The organism is Arthrobacter sp. MMS24-T111, assembly GCF_054888995.1.
Map to the genome: position 1 here is coordinate 2836823 of NZ_JBTZRO010000001.1, position 14319 is coordinate 2851141.

Sequence of the window (14319 nt, forward strand, 5' to 3'; positions counted from 1 at the left end):
ACTGGCTCGCATTTGTTGTCGTTTTGAGCCCTCAAAACGACAACAAATGCGAGCTAGTTGGTTTAACCCGGAGGGTTTCCCGGGTGGGCAACCAGCCGCCGGCCGCCAGCAGCATCATGGCGCCGGTGACCGCGAACGCCCAGCCGAACCCCAGGCCGTCGGCGAGCAGCCCCGCCACGACCGGTCCCACGATCGCCCCGACGTCGGATGTCATCTGGTAGGCGGCCAGCACCTTGCCGCCGGAGCGCCCGTTGCCGATCACGTCCGCGACGGCGGCCTGCTGCGCAGGACCGAAAAGACCGGATCCGACGCCGGCCAGCGTCGACGCCGCGAGGAACCAGGGCAGATCGTGGGTGATGCCGATCGACGCCGTTGACAGACCGGCCACCAGCAGCCCGGAAATCATCATGGGCTTGCGCCCCAGGGAATCCGCCAGCCGGCCCGAGAAGGCCAGGGCGGCCGCGTTCCCGGCCGCGAACACCGCCAGCGCCAAGCCTGCCGCCTGCGGCCCCGCCCCAAAGGCGGCCGCGGCGAACAGCGGAACGGTTGCCATCCGGACGCCGAAGGTGGCCCAGCCGTTGGCGAAGCTGGAAAGGAGCGCCGACCGGTAGGCTCCGGTTGACAGGGCATCGCCGAAACGCATGTCGGGTGCGCGTTCCCTGGCCTCGCCGGTGCCACGGCGCTGATGGCTCAACTGGGTCTGCACCACGAAGGCTGCCACGAGCAGCGCGCCGGCGTACGCCAGGAACGGGACCCGCAGGCCCAGGCCCGCCAGCAGCCCGCCCACGATCGGGCCGCAGACGTTTCCGATCAGGAACGCCGACGCATAGGCGCCCGATACCCGGCCCCTGCTTTCCGGGGGCGCCAACCGGATCACCAGGGCCATCGAGGCAACGGTGAACATTACCGAGCCGGCGCCGCCCAGGCCGCGGAACAGCAGGAGCTGCCAGTAGTCCTGGGCGAACGCGCACGCCGCCGTGGACAGCGCGACGATCAACAGGCCCGCAACGTAAACGGGGCGTTCCCCACGTTTACCGATCAGCGCGCCCCCGGCTGGGGCGAACGCAAGGCGCATGAACGCGAAGATCGCCACAATGACGGCGGCCTCGGTGTTTCCCACGCCAAAGGTTGTTGCGAATTGCGGCAATACGGGGGCAACAAGTCCGAATCCAAGGGCGATGAGGAACGCTGCGGCCAGCATCACCTTGATGTCCCGCGGAAGCTTCTCCCGTTGCGGCCTCAGACGGGCCAAAATCCTTGCGGTGGCGCCGTTAACCGGGGGTGGTGCCGTCATGGTGATGAAGTCCTTGCTGGAAAGGGAGCCGGGTGGCTGCGCGGGTGCGGAAACATAACCGTAACAAGGCGGATATGCACCATTTACTTCCTAGAGGTTGTTGTAACAGGCCCGCAATCTAAATCCTCTGCGGCCGAAACACGCCACCCACAAACTCATTACAGGACGCAAAAGGCGTTGGCAGGCGGACAAGTCCGCACCGAAAGCAAGAGAGGACGTAGACCATGGAACTCACCGCAGGTCTCGTTTGGCTCCTGGTTGCGGCAGCACTCGTGCTGTTCATGACCCCGGGCCTGGCATTCTTTTATGGCGGCATGACGCGCGCCAAGTCGGCACTGAACATGATGATGATGAGCTTCGTCGCCATCGGTACGGTCGGCATCACGTGGGTGTTGTGGGGCGCCTCGATGTCCACGAGCAACGAGGACAACTTCTTCCAGATCTTCGCCAACCCGTTCAGCCACTTTGGCCTGCACAACTTCACGGATCCGGCGGACCTGCTGAAGGTGGGCTACGCGGCAACGTTCGCGATCATCACCGTCGCCCTGATCTCCGGTGCCGTCGCGGACCGCGCAAAGTTCTCGGCCTGGGTGATCTTCACGCCGATCTGGGCCACGCTGGTCTACGCGCCGCTGGCCTTCATGGTGTGGGGCGGCGGCCTGTTCTCCAAGGACGGCTGGTTCGGCCAGACCTTCGCTCCGGTCATCGACTTCGCCGGAGGCACCGTGGTGCACATCAACGCCGGTGTTGCCGGCCTGGTGCTGGTCCTGATCATTGGTAACCGGAAGGGCTTCGGCAAGGACCCGAACCACCGCCCGCACAACATCCCGTTCGTCATGCTCGGCGCAGCCATCCTGTGGTTCGGCTGGTTCGGCTTCAACGCCGGCGCCGCCGCCACCGTGGAACAGGCCGGCCTGATCTGGATCAACACCCTGGCAGCCCCGGCCGCCGCGATGCTGGGCTGGCTCGCTGTGGAACGCATCCGGGACGGACACCCCACCTCGCTCGGCGCCGCTTCAGGCGTGGTGGCCGGCCTCGTAGCCATCACCCCGGCCTGCGCCAACGTCTCCCCGCTCGGCGCGATTGCCCTGGGCGTCGTCGCCGGTATCGCCTCTGCCCTGGCAGTCGGCCTGAAGTTCAAGCTCGGTTATGACGACTCCCTGGATGTTGTGGGCGTCCACCTCGTCGCAGGTGTCATCGGCACCGTCGCCATCGGCTTCCTCGCCACCCCGGACCAGGGTGCTGCCGGCCTGTTCTACGGCGGCGGCGCCACCCAGCTGGTGGCACAGGTCCTGGCAGCGCTGCTCTCCATCGCCTTCACCGCGGTGATGACCCTGATCATCGCTTACCCCATCCACAAGACCATGGGCTTCCGCATCTCCGAGCACCAGGAAATCGCCGGCGCAGACCTCAGCCTGCACGCCGAGACCGCCTACGAGTTCGGCGTCGGCGGCCACGGCGGCAGCTTCCAGCCGCTGCACGACATGGTGACGGGCAAGACCCAGGCGGAAAACCGGGAATCCGCAACCGGAGCACAGCAGGCACAGCCGGCAGCAGGCAAGGAAAGCGTGGGGGCATGAAACTGATCACTGCAATCGTCAGGCCGGAAAAGCTCGAAACCATCCGGGAAGGACTGGAAGCCTACGGCGTCCAAGGACTCACCGTCAGCGCGGCCAGCGGCTACGGACGCCAGCGCGGCTACACCGAGGTGTACCGCGGAGCCGAATACAACGTGGACCTGCTTCCCAAGATCCGCGTTGAGGTCCTGGCCACCGACGAACAGTCAGACGACATCCTGGACGTGATCATCGCCAGCTCCAACACCGGCCGGGCCGGGGACGGCAAGGTCTGGACCATCGACGTCCATGAAGCAGTGCGCGTCCGGACCGGGGAACGCGGAGTGGCCGCCATCTAGGCAGGACACACCGGTCCCGGGGCCAGGAACGACAGAACGCAACAGCACAGCGGGCGGGAACCGAAAGGTTCCCGCCCGCTGTGCTGTTTCCTGCCCTGGTGCCCTTCCCTGGTCAGTCGCCGCCGCCCGCGCCCGTTTCGCGGTTGGTGGGCCACGAAGCCGGGCCGGCCGAACCGGCGTCGTACTCCTCCAACGGGACTTCATCCTTCGCCCACGCCGTGAGCACCGGCTCCACAATCCGCCAGCAGTCTTCCGCGGTATCGCCGCGGACAGACAGCAACGGGTCTCCGGTCAGGACGCCCTCCAGCACCTCCCCGTACGGCAGCAGGTCGGAGGCACTCAACTCCGCCTCCAAGGTGACCCGGCCCAGGCTGAATATGTTCCCCGGGCCGTTGACGTCGACGTCGAACTCCAGCGTGTCCGGACCAAACCCGATCCGCAGCTGGTTGGGGGAGTCCACCCCCGTGAATCCCCGCGGCAGGTGGGGCACGGGAAGGAAGGTGACCACCGCTTCCTTGCGCTTGTCGCCCAGCGCCTTCCCGGAGCGCAGGATGAACGGCACGCCCTGCCAGCGCCAGTTGTCGATATCCACCTGGATCTCCGCAAGGGTCTCCGTTCCGCGGGCGGCATCCACCCCTTCCTCCTTTGCGTAGTCGGGGACGGCCTTGCCCGCAATCGATCCCGCCGTGTACCGCGCCCGGCGGGTAGTGGCGGTGAACGGTGCACGGACGCTGCTGGCCCGGAGCACGCTGGATACCGCGTCGCGGAGGTCGCGCTCGCCGATGGTGGCCGGAGGTTCGATGGCCATGAGGGCCATGACCTCCAGCAAGTGGCTCTGGATCATGTCGCGGAGTGCGCCGGCACTGTCGTAGTAGCGGGCCCGGCCCTCAAGGGCCAGGTCCTCGTCGAAGAAGATCTCCACTTTCTCCACGTGCTGCCGGTTCCAGACCGGCTCCAGGAAGTTGTTGGCAAACCGCAGGCCCAGGATGTTAAGCACCGTCGCCTTGCCCAGGAAGTGGTCAACGCGGTGGATGTGGTCCTCGGGAACCAGGCGGGCCAGCGTACGGTTCAAGGAGCGCGCCGACTCCTCGCTGGAACCGAACGGCTTCTCCATGACCAGCCGGGTGCCCACGGGAACTTCCTCCGGCTGGAGTGTCTCGCAGGCCTGCTGGCTGATGCGGGGCGGAAGCGCAAAATAGACGGCCACCGGGCCCTTGAGCCCTGCGAGCAGGGACGCCAGGGCACCCTTGGCCGTGACATCCACCTGGTGGTAGGCCGTTTCCTTCTGCAGTGCTTCGAGGGCTTCATTCCCCGGGCCGTCCGCCGCACCGGCTGCGGCGGTGAACGACGAGCGGACCCGGTCTTGCCACTGTTCCTTGGTCCATGGATCCGACCCGGCACCTACCAGCCGGAGTCCTTCCGCCCGGCCTGCCGCCGCCAGCCGGGCAAGGCCGGGAAGGAGGAGCCGGCCGGTGAGGTCGCCTGAGGCGCCGAGGATGAGCAAGGTCTGCACAGATGTTTGGCTCGTCATTTTGCCAGCATGCCACCTGACGCGGCTGACTTGATACCCTAGGTAGTCGAGTCCCGATCATCTCTTGAAAGAAGTTCACGGCGCGTGTTCAATTCACTCTCTGACCGGTTGACAGCAACCTTCAAAAATCTCCGCGGCAAGGGCCGCCTCACCGAGGCCGATGTCGATGCCACGGTCCGCGAGATCCGCCGTGCCCTGCTGGACGCAGACGTCGCCGTTCCGGTGGTCCGCGAGTTCACCGGGAAGGTCCGCGAACGTGCGCTCGGCGCCGAGGTCTCGGCCGCCCTGAATCCCAGCCAGCAGATCGTCAAGATCGTCAACGAGGAACTCGTGGAGATCCTTGGCGGCGAAACCCGCAGGATCCGGCTTGCCAAGAGCGGACCCACCATCATCATGCTGGCCGGCCTCCAGGGTGCAGGCAAGACCACCCTGGCGGGCAAGCTGTCCAAGTGGCTGAAGGCCCAGGGCCACAGCCCGATGCTGGTGGCCTGCGACCTCCAGCGCCCCAACGCCGTCACCCAGCTCCAGGTGGTGGGCCAGCGCGCCAACGTGCCGGTCTTCGCCCCGCACCCCGGCGCCACGTCCACCGAGCTGGACCACCCTGCCGGTGACCCGGTCGCCGTCGCCCGTGCCGGCGTCGAGGAAGCCAAGCGCACCCTGCACGACGTCGTGATCGTGGACACCGCAGGCCGCCTGGGCGTCGACGCGGACATGATGGAGCAGGCCCGCCAGATCCGCCGCGCCATCGTCCCGAACGAAGTCCTCTTCGTGATCGACTCCATGATCGGCCAGGACGCGGTCAACACGGCCCTCGCCTTCGATGAGGGCGTCAACTTCACCGGCATCGTGCTGTCCAAGCTCGACGGCGACGCCCGTGGCGGTGCCGCGTTGTCGGTCGCTTCGGTGACCGGCAAGCCGGTCATGTTCGCCTCCACCGGCGAAGGCCTGGACGACTTCGAGCTCTTCCACCCGGACCGGATGGCCTCGCGCATCCTGGACATGGGCGACATCCTCACCCTCATCGAGCAGGCCGAGAAGTCCTGGGACAAGGACGAAGCAGCCCGGATGGCGAAGAAGTTCGCCGACCAGGAAGACTTCACCCTCGAGGACTTCCTCGCCCAAATGCAGCAGATCCGCAACATGGGCTCCATGAAGAAGATGCTCATGATGATGCCGGGCGCGCAGAACATCCGGCAGCAGCTGGAGCAGTTCGATGAGCGCGAAATCGACCGCGTCGAGGCAATTGTCCGGTCCATGACGCCGCACGAGCGCCTCGCCCCGAAGATCATCAACGGATCCCGCCGGGCGCGCATCGCCCGCGGCTCCGGCGTCCACGTCTCCGAGGTCAACGGCCTGCTGGAACGCTTTGCGCAGGCCCAGAAGATGATGAAGAAGATGGCCCAGGGCGGCATGCCGGGAATGCCCGGGATGCCGGGTATGCCCGGTGCCGGTGGGGGTGCGCGGAAGAACGCCAAGAACGCGCCCAAGAAGAAGGCGAAGTCCGGCAACCCGGCCAAGGCTGCGCAGGAACGCAAGGATGCCGAGGCCCGGCGAGCCAATGCAGGCAAGGCGCTGCCCACCGGTGCCGCGTTCGGCCAGCAGGGCGGCGACTTCGATCCGTCGCAGTTGAACCTCCCCAAGGGCTTCGACAAGTTCCTGGGCAAGTAGCAGTTCCCCACGGATGTCGGTGCCGTGGAATAGGGTTGGGTCATGTTCAAGCAGCGGGTAGTTTTCGTGCACGGCGCCGGTTCTTTCGGCGCCGCCGCGTGGCCCCGCCAGCACGGCATGGCGCTGTCCTTCGACGCCCTGTTCCTTCGCCGGCAGGGCTATGACGCCGTCGCGGAGCCGGTTGAATCATCATTTGCCGAAGACACTGCCATTGTGCTGCGGTCCCTGGCCGATGATGGCCGCGGCGCCGCCGGCGGACACGTGGTGGCGCACTCCCAGGGAGCCATTCCTGCCATGATGGCCGCCGTCGAACGCCCCGACCTCGTCTACTCCCTGACCCTGGTGGAACCGGCGTGCCTCTCCCTGACCGCGGAGCTGCCGGCCACGGCGGCACACATCAGCCTGATGAAGCCGCTCCTCGAGGTCCGCCACCAGCTCAGTGACGAGGACTTCCAACGGGAGTTCGTCCGGCGGGTTTATGCCACGGACCTGCAGCAGCCTGCCACCACGGAGGAGAAACGGTCCGCGCGCCGGCTGCGGCTCCAGGTCCCGTCGTGGGAAGCGCCCCTGCATATTGTTCCCGGCGTCCCCACCCTGGTCCTGACCGGGGGCTGGGAGCCGCTGTACGAGGAGATTGCCGGTTACCTGCGGGAGACCGGTGCCCTGCACCGCGTTGCCGCGGGCGGGCACCGGCCCCATGATTCGGTGGAAGGCGACCGGACCATCAGGCAGTTCATCGGCGAGGTCAGCCGCAGCGAGCCGGCCCGGGCCTCTTAGCTGCCGGCGGGCACCTGCAACTCCGGAAGGTAGACCTTGCCGCCGGCAGCCAGGAACTCCTGGCTCTTCGCCCGCATCCCCGACGCTGCCTCGGTGAGCGCCGCCTGCGCCTCAGCCGAGCCGTATTCATCCCGGATGTCCTGGCTGATCCGCATCGAGCAGAACTTGGGTCCGCACATGGAGCAGAAGTGCGCTGTCTTGGCGGGTTCGGCCGGCAACGTCTCGTCGTGGAACGATTCCGCCGTCACAGGGTCCAGCGAAAGTGCGAACTGGTCGCGCCAGCGGAATTCGAACCGTGCCTTGGACAAAGCATCGTCCCGCTCGCGCGCCCCCGGGTGGCCCTTGGCCAGGTCCGCTGCATGGGCCGCAATCTTGTACGTGATGACGCCGGTCTTCACGTCGTCTTTGTTGGGCAGGCCCAGGTGTTCCTTGGGCGTGACGTAGCAGAGCATGGCGGTGCCGTACCGTGCGATTTCAGTGGCCCCGATTGCCGAGGTGATGTGGTCGTAGCCGGGCGCGACATCGGTCACCAGCGGACCGAGCGTGTAGAACGGCGCACCCTTGCACAGCTCCTGCTGACGCTCCACGTTTTCCCGGACCAGGTGGAACGGCACGTGGCCGGGGCCTTCGACCATCACCTGGACGTCGTACTCCCAGGCGCGCTGCGTCAGCTCGGCCAGCGTATCCAGTTCAGCGAACTGCGCCGCGTCGTTGGCGTCCGCCGTGGAGCCGGGCCGCAACCCGTCCCCCAGGGAGAACGCGACGTCGTATTTCGCGAAGATTTCGCAAAGTTCGTCAAAATGCGTGTACAGGAAGTTCTCCTGGTGGTGGGCCAGGCACCAGCCGGCCATGATGGAACCACCGCGCGAGACGATGCCCGTCACCCGGTTGGCCGTGAGCGGGACATACCGCAGCAGGACACCGGCGTGGATGGTCATGTAGTCCACACCTTGCTCGCACTGCTCAATGACGGTGTCCCGGAAGATTTCCCAGGTCAGCGCGTTGGCCTCGCCGTTGACCTTTTCCAGTGCCTGGTAGATCGGAACCGTTCCGATCGGGACAGGGGAGTTGCGGATGATCCATTCCCTGGTGGTGTGGATGTCGTCCCCCGTGGACAGGTCCATCACCGTGTCGGCACCCCATTGGGTGGCCCACTGCAGCTTGTCCACCTCCTCGGCGATGGAGCTTGTCACGGCAGAATTACCGATGTTGGCGTTGATTTTCACCAGGAACGCCTTGCCGATGATCATCGGCTCGGATTCAGGGTGGTTGATGTTGTTCGGGATGATGGCCCGCCCGGCGGCCACCTCGCTCCTGACCAGTTCAACGTCGCAGTTCTCCCGCAGCGCCACGAAGCGCATTTCCTGCGTGATGGTGCCCTGCCGGGCGTAGTGCATCTGGGTCACGGTATGGCCGTCGACGGCGCGGCGGGGCACCGGCCGGGCGCCCTTCCACTCCGCCGAGGCCGCACCGCGGCGCACGGCCGAGCGGCCGTCGTCGAGCAGGTTGCGTTCCCTGCCGGTGTAGGCCTCGGTGTCCCCGCGCGCCACGATCCATTCGGCGCGGAAGGGCTCCAGCCCAAGGACGGGGTCGCTGCCCGGCCCGGCCGTCCGGTAAGTCCGGAAAGGTGCGTTCGGCTGCCCGTTGGGTGATGGCTCCAGCGCGATCTCGGTCACCGGGACCCGGATTCCGGCATCGGCGTCGTCGATGTAAGCCAGTGAATGCGACTTCAGCGACTGCGTTACCGGGACGTGGGATTCGGCACTGGACCCGGTGCCGGGACCGTTGGCCGCATCGGAACCGGACGGCACAAGGGCAGGGTTCAACTGGGTGTTTTGCGTACTCAAGGGAATACTCACTTCCTTCGCCGGCATTACCCGGACAGGTTCAACGGTCGCAGGCTGCGTCAGCCCGATCTCAGCCCCTGCAAGGGCACCCGTGTGGTCAGCAACGAAGCTACCACAGCCGTCCGGAAGCCCGTTGTAACAATCGAGGATGCTAGCCTGACCGGGCAACGAAAGGATGCCCGGATGGCAGGAATCATTCATTTCCGCGGACCCGTCCTGGCTGCGCCGGACCGGGTGCGCCACGGACTCTGGTCGGTGCACGGCAAGCTCACTTTCCACCGGCCCGCACCGGCACCTGATCAGGTACTTGACGGCTGGGTACTGCCGGGCTTCGTGGACGCACACTGCCACATCGGGCTGGGCCCGGCTGGTCCGGTCGAGGCCGCCGTAGCGCAGGAACAGGCGCTTGCGGACCTCAATTCCGGAACCCTCCTGGTCCGCGATGCGGGCTCGCCGGCCGATACCCGCTGGATGCAGGGCGGCAAGGACTTCCCGGTGCTGATCCGCGCAGGCCGGCACATAGCCCGGACCCGGCGCTACCTGCGCGGCTTCGCCCATGAGGTCGAACCCGAGGACCTGGTAGAGGCCGTGCGCAAGCAGGCCCGGGACGGGGACGGCTGGGTCAAACTGGTGGGGGACTGGATCGACCGCGGCGCCGGTGACCTGGCGCCGTCCTTTCCGGCCGCCGTCGTCCGCGACGCGGTCCAGGCTGCACACGACGAAGGTGCCCGGGTGACAGCCCACTGCTTCGCCGAAGACACCCTGGACCAGATGCTTGACGCCGGCATCGACTGCATCGAGCACGCCACCGGGCTGCTGCCACGGCACCTGCCCCGGTTCGCCGAGCGGGGCGTGCCGATTGTGCCCACCCTCATCAACATCGCCACGTTCCCGGACATCGCCGCCCAAGCGGAGCCGAAGTTTCCGCGGTACGCAGCCCACATGCGGTCCCTCTGGGAGCGGAGGCTGGAGCGCGTGGCCGAGGCCCACGCCGCGGGGGTGCGCATCTTCGCCGGAACAGACGCCGGCAGCGTCATCGGCCACGGACGCATCGCGGACGAAATACTAGCCCTGCATGGTGCGGGGCTGCCGATGACTGCAGCACTGGATGCAGCGTGCTGGGCAGCCCGCCGCTGGCTCGGAGCGGACGGCCTGGAAGAAGGGGCACGCGCCGATGTGATCGTGTGCCGGGAGGATCCACGGGCGGTCCCGGAGACCATCGCGGGGTTGGAACACGTCGTGCTCGGCGGCCGCATTATCCGGTGACCCAAAGTGGCGCCCGGGACTTGGAATAAATTGAAGCTTCAAGTAATTTTAAGAAGTGACAGGCCGCCATCGGGACGGCCGCCAATCCAAGGAGCCTCCAATGACCGCATCAGCCAACAGCCAGGACCTGCTTCCTGCCGACCTCGCCATGGGCACGGTGATGCTCAAGGTGGGGGACATGAAGGTCATGACCGACTACTACCAGCGCGCACTGGGCCTGGAGGTGGTGGCCGAGCAGGACGGCGGACTGTACCTGGGCCGCCTTGGCCGTCCCCTGGTGCATCTGGCCCCGGCCCCCGGGCTGAACCTGCCCGGAAGGGGGAGGCCGGACTCTTCCACACCGCGCTGCTGTTTGAAGACCAGGCTTCCCTTGCCGCCACCATCGCCACCGCCGCACAATACGAGCCGATGTCCTTCACCGGCAGCGCCGACCACCTGGTCAGCGAAGCCTTCTACTTCACCGATCCGGAAGGCAACGGCATCGAACTGTACTGGGACCGGCCACGCAGCAACTGGTCCTGGAACGGGACGGACGTGGTGATGGACAGCCTCGCGCTGCCCCCGCAGCGATACCTGGAGCAGCACCTCACCGAGGAATCGCTCGAAGGCCAGCGCGTGACGGCCGCAGGCGTGGGACACGTCCACCTCCAGGTGGGAGATGTCCAGACGGCGCGCGACTTCTACGTGGGCACGCTCGGTTTCGAAAAGACGGCGGGCTGGCACGGGCAGGCCTTGTTCGTTTCCGCCGGGCGGTACCACCACCACATGGCCATGAACGTCTGGAACAGCCGCGGGGCCGGCCCCCGCAAGGACACCCTTGGGCTGGGCGAAGTCCTCATCGAAGTTCCGTCAGGGGACGACGTCGGCGCCTTGGCTGACCGCCTCAAGGTCGCCGGAGTGACCGCGCACCACACCGGTGCCGAACTCCGGTTCGAGGATCCGTGGCGCAACCGGCTGCGGGTGGCCGTCCGCTGAGCTGCGCCGCCGGCGGAGACCGGCCAGTGCCGCGAACTGCCATCTGCGGCCCCGGCCCGGCGCGTGCGCCTGCCGGTCCCCAGCTACTAGGCTGATTCCGTACGGCCGGGACGCAGGCAGCGCCCGGCGCGCAGTTCCGCCAACGGAAGAAGGGCAAACAGCCATGGGCTTCACCGAGATCTTTGTTGCCACCCATGACGCCGCGCTCAAACGCGCCGGCCTCCTTGACGCAGGGAGCGCGCCCGCGGCAAACGTCGGTCCTGACAGCCATGCCGTGCGGATCGAGGGAGTCAGCGACTTCGAAATCGAACAGCTCGGCGACCTCGCCGGGACTGCTGTCCACGCCGGTGGTGCCGACTATGAGCTGACCATGGTGGACGTCGCCAGCGACTCCCTCCTCGCAGTCCCGCCTGCCATGGTCCGTGCGCTGGCCGACCTCCTGTCCTACGAGACCGAAGGCGAGGGCAATGTCCTCGAAGACGTCGCCGAGCAGTGGGCCGCCCAGGACGACATGCCCTTCGGCGCGGTCCAGGCCCGGACCTACGTGGAGCAGCTCGCCAGGCTCGCGGCCGGGCTGGACGACGCCGAGCGGACCGGACTGTACGTCTGGTCCGCCTGACCGGCGCCGCAGGGCGGATCCCGCGGCCGGCGCCGGCGCGAAGCGCGTCAACGCCGAGTCGAAATAAGTTCGCTGATCTGGCACAATAAACAGGTACTCGATCTGCGTGGCCCCTCTCTCCGCGTCCGGATCCTGTCCTTCGAACCCGCAAGTACGGCCCGCCCCACGGGTGCAGAACGCCGGGTTCACCCCTTTTCTGAAACAGGAGTGACCACAAAAGTGGCCGTAAAGATTCGCCTTAAGCGCTTCGGCAAGATGCGCGCCCCGTACTACCGCATCGTCGTCGCGGACTCACGCACCAAGCGTGACGGCCGCGCCATCGAGGAGATCGGCAAGTACCACCCCACCGAAGAGCCCTCGTTCATCGAGGTCAACTCCGAGCGTGCCCAGTACTGGCTGTCCGTCGGCGCTCAGCCGTCCGAGCAGGTTGCCGCCATCCTGAAGATCACCGGTGACTGGCAGAAGTTCAAGGGCCTCCCGGGCCAGGAAGGCACCCTCAAGACCAAGGTCGCGAAGGACGCTTTCGTAGCTCCCGAGAAGGGCTCGGTCATCATCCCGGAAGCCATCACCAAGAAGGCCTCCAAGTCTGACGCTGCCGAGGCCCCGGCCGACGCCGAAGCTGAGACCACCGAGGCTGAGTAGATTGCTGGCAGAAGCGCTGGAGCACCTGGTCCGTGGAATCGTTGATTCCCCGGACGACGTCAAGGTCAGTTCGAAGAACAACCGCCGCGGGGACACCCTCGAGGTGCGGGTTCACCAGGATGACCTCGGACGGGTGATTGGCCGCCAGGGCCGCACCGCACGCGCACTGCGCACCGTGGTGGCAGCACTGGCCGGCGGCGAACCGGTCAGGGTCGACGTCGTCGATACCGACCGCCGCCGCTGAGCGCTCGGCAACTTTCAGTTTTGGTCCGGCCCCTCCACCACCTGGTGGAGGGGCCGGACTGCTTTGATCAACACAGTGCTTTCACCCCACACCAACCACAACCCGGAACAGAGGAACAGATGCAGCTTCAGGTGGCGCGGATCGGCAAGCCGCACGGCATTCGCGGGGAAGTCACGGTCCAGGTGCTGACCGATGCCCCCGAGGACAGGTTTGTCCCCGGCACGGAGTTCGTCGTTGAACCTGCCGCGTCCGGCCCCTTGACGGTGGACAGTGCGCGCTGGAACAAGGACATCCTGCTGCTGGGCTTCGCGGAAGTGAAGGACCGCAACCAGGCCGAAACCCTACGCGGCGCGAAGCTGTTCATCGAAACGGAAGAACTCGACGAGGATGACGACGAAGGCTGGTACGAGCACGAACTCGTCGGCCTCCAGGCGCGGGTCGGCTCACAGGTGGTGGGAAAGGTGACTGCCCTGGCCACCATGCCCGTCCAGGACCTGCTGACCGTGACCACCCCGGCTGGCGAAGAGATCCTGGTTCCCTTCGTGGAGCAGATTGTGCCCGAGGTCAACCTTGAGGAGGGCTTCGTCCTGCTCACCCCGCCGGACGGACTCTTCGAACTGAACGCCGGCGACGCCGCATCCCCGGAACCCGAAGGCCGGGAATAGATGCGAATCGACGTCGTCAGCATCTTCCCCGAATACCTTGCCCCGCTGGAGCTCTCGCTGATCGGCAAGGCCCGCCAGGACGGGATCCTGGACCTGCATGTCCACGACCTCCGCAGCTTCACCACCGACAAGCACCGTTCCGTGGACGACACTCCCTACGGCGGAGGTGCGGGGATGGTCATGAAGCCCGAACCGTGGGCGCAGGCCCTCGCAGCGGTGGCCGCCGGCCGTCCCGATCCGCAGCGCAAACCTGTCCTCATCGTTCCCTCTCCCGCCGGCGAGAGGTTCACGCAGGCCCTGGCCTATGAACTGGCCGAGGAAGAGCGCCTTGCTTTCGCCTGCGGCCGCTATGAAGGTATCGACGAGCGCGTCATCGAGTGGGCGCAGGAGCACTTCACCGTCCGCCCCGTAAGCCTTGGCGACTACGTGCTCAACGGCGGGGAAGTCGCAGTCCTGGCCATGGTGGAGGCCATCGGCAGGCTGCTGCCGGGTGTGGTGGGCAACCCTGAGTCCTTGGTGGAGGAGTCCCACTCCGACGGCCTGCTGGAATATCCGGTCTACACCAAGCCGTCCGTGTGGCGGGACCGCGAGGTCCCCGCGGTCCTGCTCAGCGGAAACCACGGCAAAATCGCGCAGTGGCGCCGGCACGAGCAATACCGCAGGACGGCCGAACGCCGGCCGGACCTCCTGGAGGCGTTCGACGCCGGCAATCTTCCGCGTGCCGACCGCACGGAACTGCACAACCTGGGATACGACGTCGTTGCCGGAAGGTTGGCCCGCCGCCCGGATACCGCGCCTGCGGAGCAGGAATAGCTCCCGCGCCGGCCCCGAATTGGCGTAACCCCTCCGCTGTGGCAAAATTGGTCTTTGTGTCTG

Annotated in this window: 13 protein-coding genes, 1 pseudogene and 1 riboswitch; of the genes and pseudogenes, 11 read left to right on the top strand and 3 right to left on the bottom strand. The window is 66.7% G+C overall.

From position 1 onward, the window contains the following. Positions 1-31: 31 nt before the first annotated feature. On the bottom strand, positions 32-1294 hold the full coding sequence (locus ACX5I6_RS13275) for an MFS transporter (RefSeq protein ID WP_461840768.1): 1263 nt from the start codon (positions 1292-1294) through the stop codon (positions 32-34). A 224-nt stretch (positions 1295-1518) separates the two neighbouring features. Here ACX5I6_RS13275 and ACX5I6_RS13280 point away from each other — a divergent pair, with 224 nt between their 5' ends. Both ACX5I6_RS13280 and ACX5I6_RS13285 read left to right on the top strand, forming a co-directional pair. Further along, on the top strand, positions 1519-2874 hold the full coding sequence (locus ACX5I6_RS13280) for an ammonium transporter (RefSeq protein WP_285247649.1): 1356 nt from the start codon (positions 1519-1521) through the stop codon (positions 2872-2874). After that, entirely contained in the window at positions 2871-3209 is a 339-nt protein-coding gene (locus ACX5I6_RS13285) for a P-II family nitrogen regulator (RefSeq protein WP_018760008.1), read from the top strand. Before ACX5I6_RS13280 ends, ACX5I6_RS13285 begins: the two co-directional genes overlap by 4 nt. A gap of 112 nt (positions 3210-3321) precedes the next feature. Here the strand turns inward: ACX5I6_RS13285 and ACX5I6_RS13290 are convergent, their stop codons facing one another. Continuing rightward, complete coding sequence (locus ACX5I6_RS13290) at positions 3322-4740, bottom strand: glucose-6-phosphate dehydrogenase (RefSeq protein WP_461840769.1); 1419 nt, start codon at positions 4738-4740, stop codon at positions 3322-3324. A gap of 84 nt (positions 4741-4824) precedes the next feature. Between ACX5I6_RS13290 and ffh the strand changes: the two genes are divergently transcribed. Further along, complete coding sequence (gene ffh, locus ACX5I6_RS13295) at positions 4825-6408, top strand: signal recognition particle protein (protein WP_285247651.1); 1584 nt, start codon at positions 4825-4827, stop codon at positions 6406-6408. Between the two features lie 42 nt (positions 6409-6450). Next, positions 6451-7185 carry an alpha/beta fold hydrolase gene (locus ACX5I6_RS13300; RefSeq protein WP_461840770.1) on the top strand — a complete coding sequence of 245 codons (735 nt, stop codon included), beginning with the start codon at positions 6451-6453 and terminating at the stop codon, positions 7183-7185. Here the strand turns inward: ACX5I6_RS13300 and thiC are convergent. Continuing rightward, entirely contained in the window at positions 7182-9032 is a 1851-nt protein-coding gene (thiC, locus tag ACX5I6_RS13305) for a phosphomethylpyrimidine synthase ThiC (RefSeq protein WP_461840771.1), read from the bottom strand. The two genes, ACX5I6_RS13300 and thiC, sit on opposite strands and share 4 nt — an antisense overlap. Beyond that, positions 9028-9135: riboswitch (TPP riboswitch) on the bottom strand. Its footprint overlaps the gene before it by 5 nt. A gap of 80 nt (positions 9136-9215) precedes the next feature. Between thiC and ACX5I6_RS13310 the strand changes: the two genes are divergently transcribed. From ACX5I6_RS13310 to trmD, 7 genes and pseudogenes are all read left to right on the top strand, one after another. Further along, complete coding sequence (locus ACX5I6_RS13310; RefSeq protein ID WP_461840772.1) at positions 9216-10298, top strand: amidohydrolase family protein; 1083 nt, start codon at positions 9216-9218, stop codon at positions 10296-10298. A 100-nt stretch (positions 10299-10398) separates the two neighbouring features. Continuing rightward, positions 10399-11273, top strand: a pseudogene (locus ACX5I6_RS13315) (VOC family protein). Between the two features lie 163 nt (positions 11274-11436). Then, positions 11437-11892 (top strand): hypothetical protein, encoded by a 456-nt coding sequence (locus ACX5I6_RS13320; protein ID WP_461840773.1) that lies wholly within the window; start codon positions 11437-11439, stop codon positions 11890-11892. A 219-nt stretch (positions 11893-12111) separates the two neighbouring features. Further along, positions 12112-12534 carry a 30S ribosomal protein S16 gene (rpsP, locus tag ACX5I6_RS13325; protein ID WP_018760000.1) on the top strand — a complete coding sequence of 141 codons (423 nt, stop codon included), beginning with the start codon at positions 12112-12114 and terminating at the stop codon, positions 12532-12534. Position 12535: 1 nt separating this feature from the next. Further along, entirely contained in the window at positions 12536-12778 is a 243-nt protein-coding gene (locus tag ACX5I6_RS13330) for an RNA-binding protein (RefSeq protein ID WP_018759999.1), read from the top strand. A 119-nt stretch (positions 12779-12897) separates the two neighbouring features. After that, the gene (gene rimM / locus ACX5I6_RS13335; RefSeq protein WP_461840774.1) at positions 12898-13443 is read left to right on the top strand and encodes a ribosome maturation factor RimM; all 546 of its coding nucleotides are present in this window, start codon (positions 12898-12900) and stop codon (positions 13441-13443) included. Beyond that, positions 13444-14256, top strand: a complete 813-nt coding sequence (trmD, locus tag ACX5I6_RS13340; RefSeq protein ID WP_461840775.1) for a tRNA (guanosine(37)-N1)-methyltransferase TrmD — start codon at positions 13444-13446, stop codon at positions 14254-14256. It begins immediately after the preceding gene. The last annotated feature ends 63 nt before the right edge of the window (positions 14257-14319 follow it).

What these genes read in the sequence shown, in the direction of transcription:
- ACX5I6_RS13275 (WP_461840768.1), bottom strand. Translation starts at nt 1,294, where the DNA reads ATGACGGCACCACCCCCGGTTAACGGCGCCACCGCAAGGATTTTGGCC.
- ACX5I6_RS13280 (WP_285247649.1), top strand. Translation starts at nt 1,519, where the DNA reads ATGGAACTCACCGCAGGTCTCGTTTGGCTCCTGGTTGCGGCAGCACTC.
- ACX5I6_RS13285 (WP_018760008.1), top strand. Translation starts at nt 2,871, where the DNA reads ATGAAACTGATCACTGCAATCGTCAGGCCGGAAAAGCTCGAAACCATC.
- ACX5I6_RS13290 (WP_461840769.1), bottom strand. Translation starts at nt 4,740, where the DNA reads ATGACGAGCCAAACATCTGTGCAGACCTTGCTCATCCTCGGCGCCTCA.
- ACX5I6_RS13300 (WP_461840770.1), top strand. Translation starts at nt 6,451, where the DNA reads ATGTTCAAGCAGCGGGTAGTTTTCGTGCACGGCGCCGGTTCTTTCGGC.
- ACX5I6_RS13310 (WP_461840772.1), top strand. Translation starts at nt 9,216, where the DNA reads ATGGCAGGAATCATTCATTTCCGCGGACCCGTCCTGGCTGCGCCGGAC.
- ACX5I6_RS13320 (WP_461840773.1), top strand. Translation starts at nt 11,437, where the DNA reads ATGGGCTTCACCGAGATCTTTGTTGCCACCCATGACGCCGCGCTCAAA.
- rimM (WP_461840774.1), top strand. Translation starts at nt 12,898, where the DNA reads ATGCAGCTTCAGGTGGCGCGGATCGGCAAGCCGCACGGCATTCGCGGG.
- trmD (WP_461840775.1), top strand. Translation starts at nt 13,444, where the DNA reads ATGCGAATCGACGTCGTCAGCATCTTCCCCGAATACCTTGCCCCGCTG.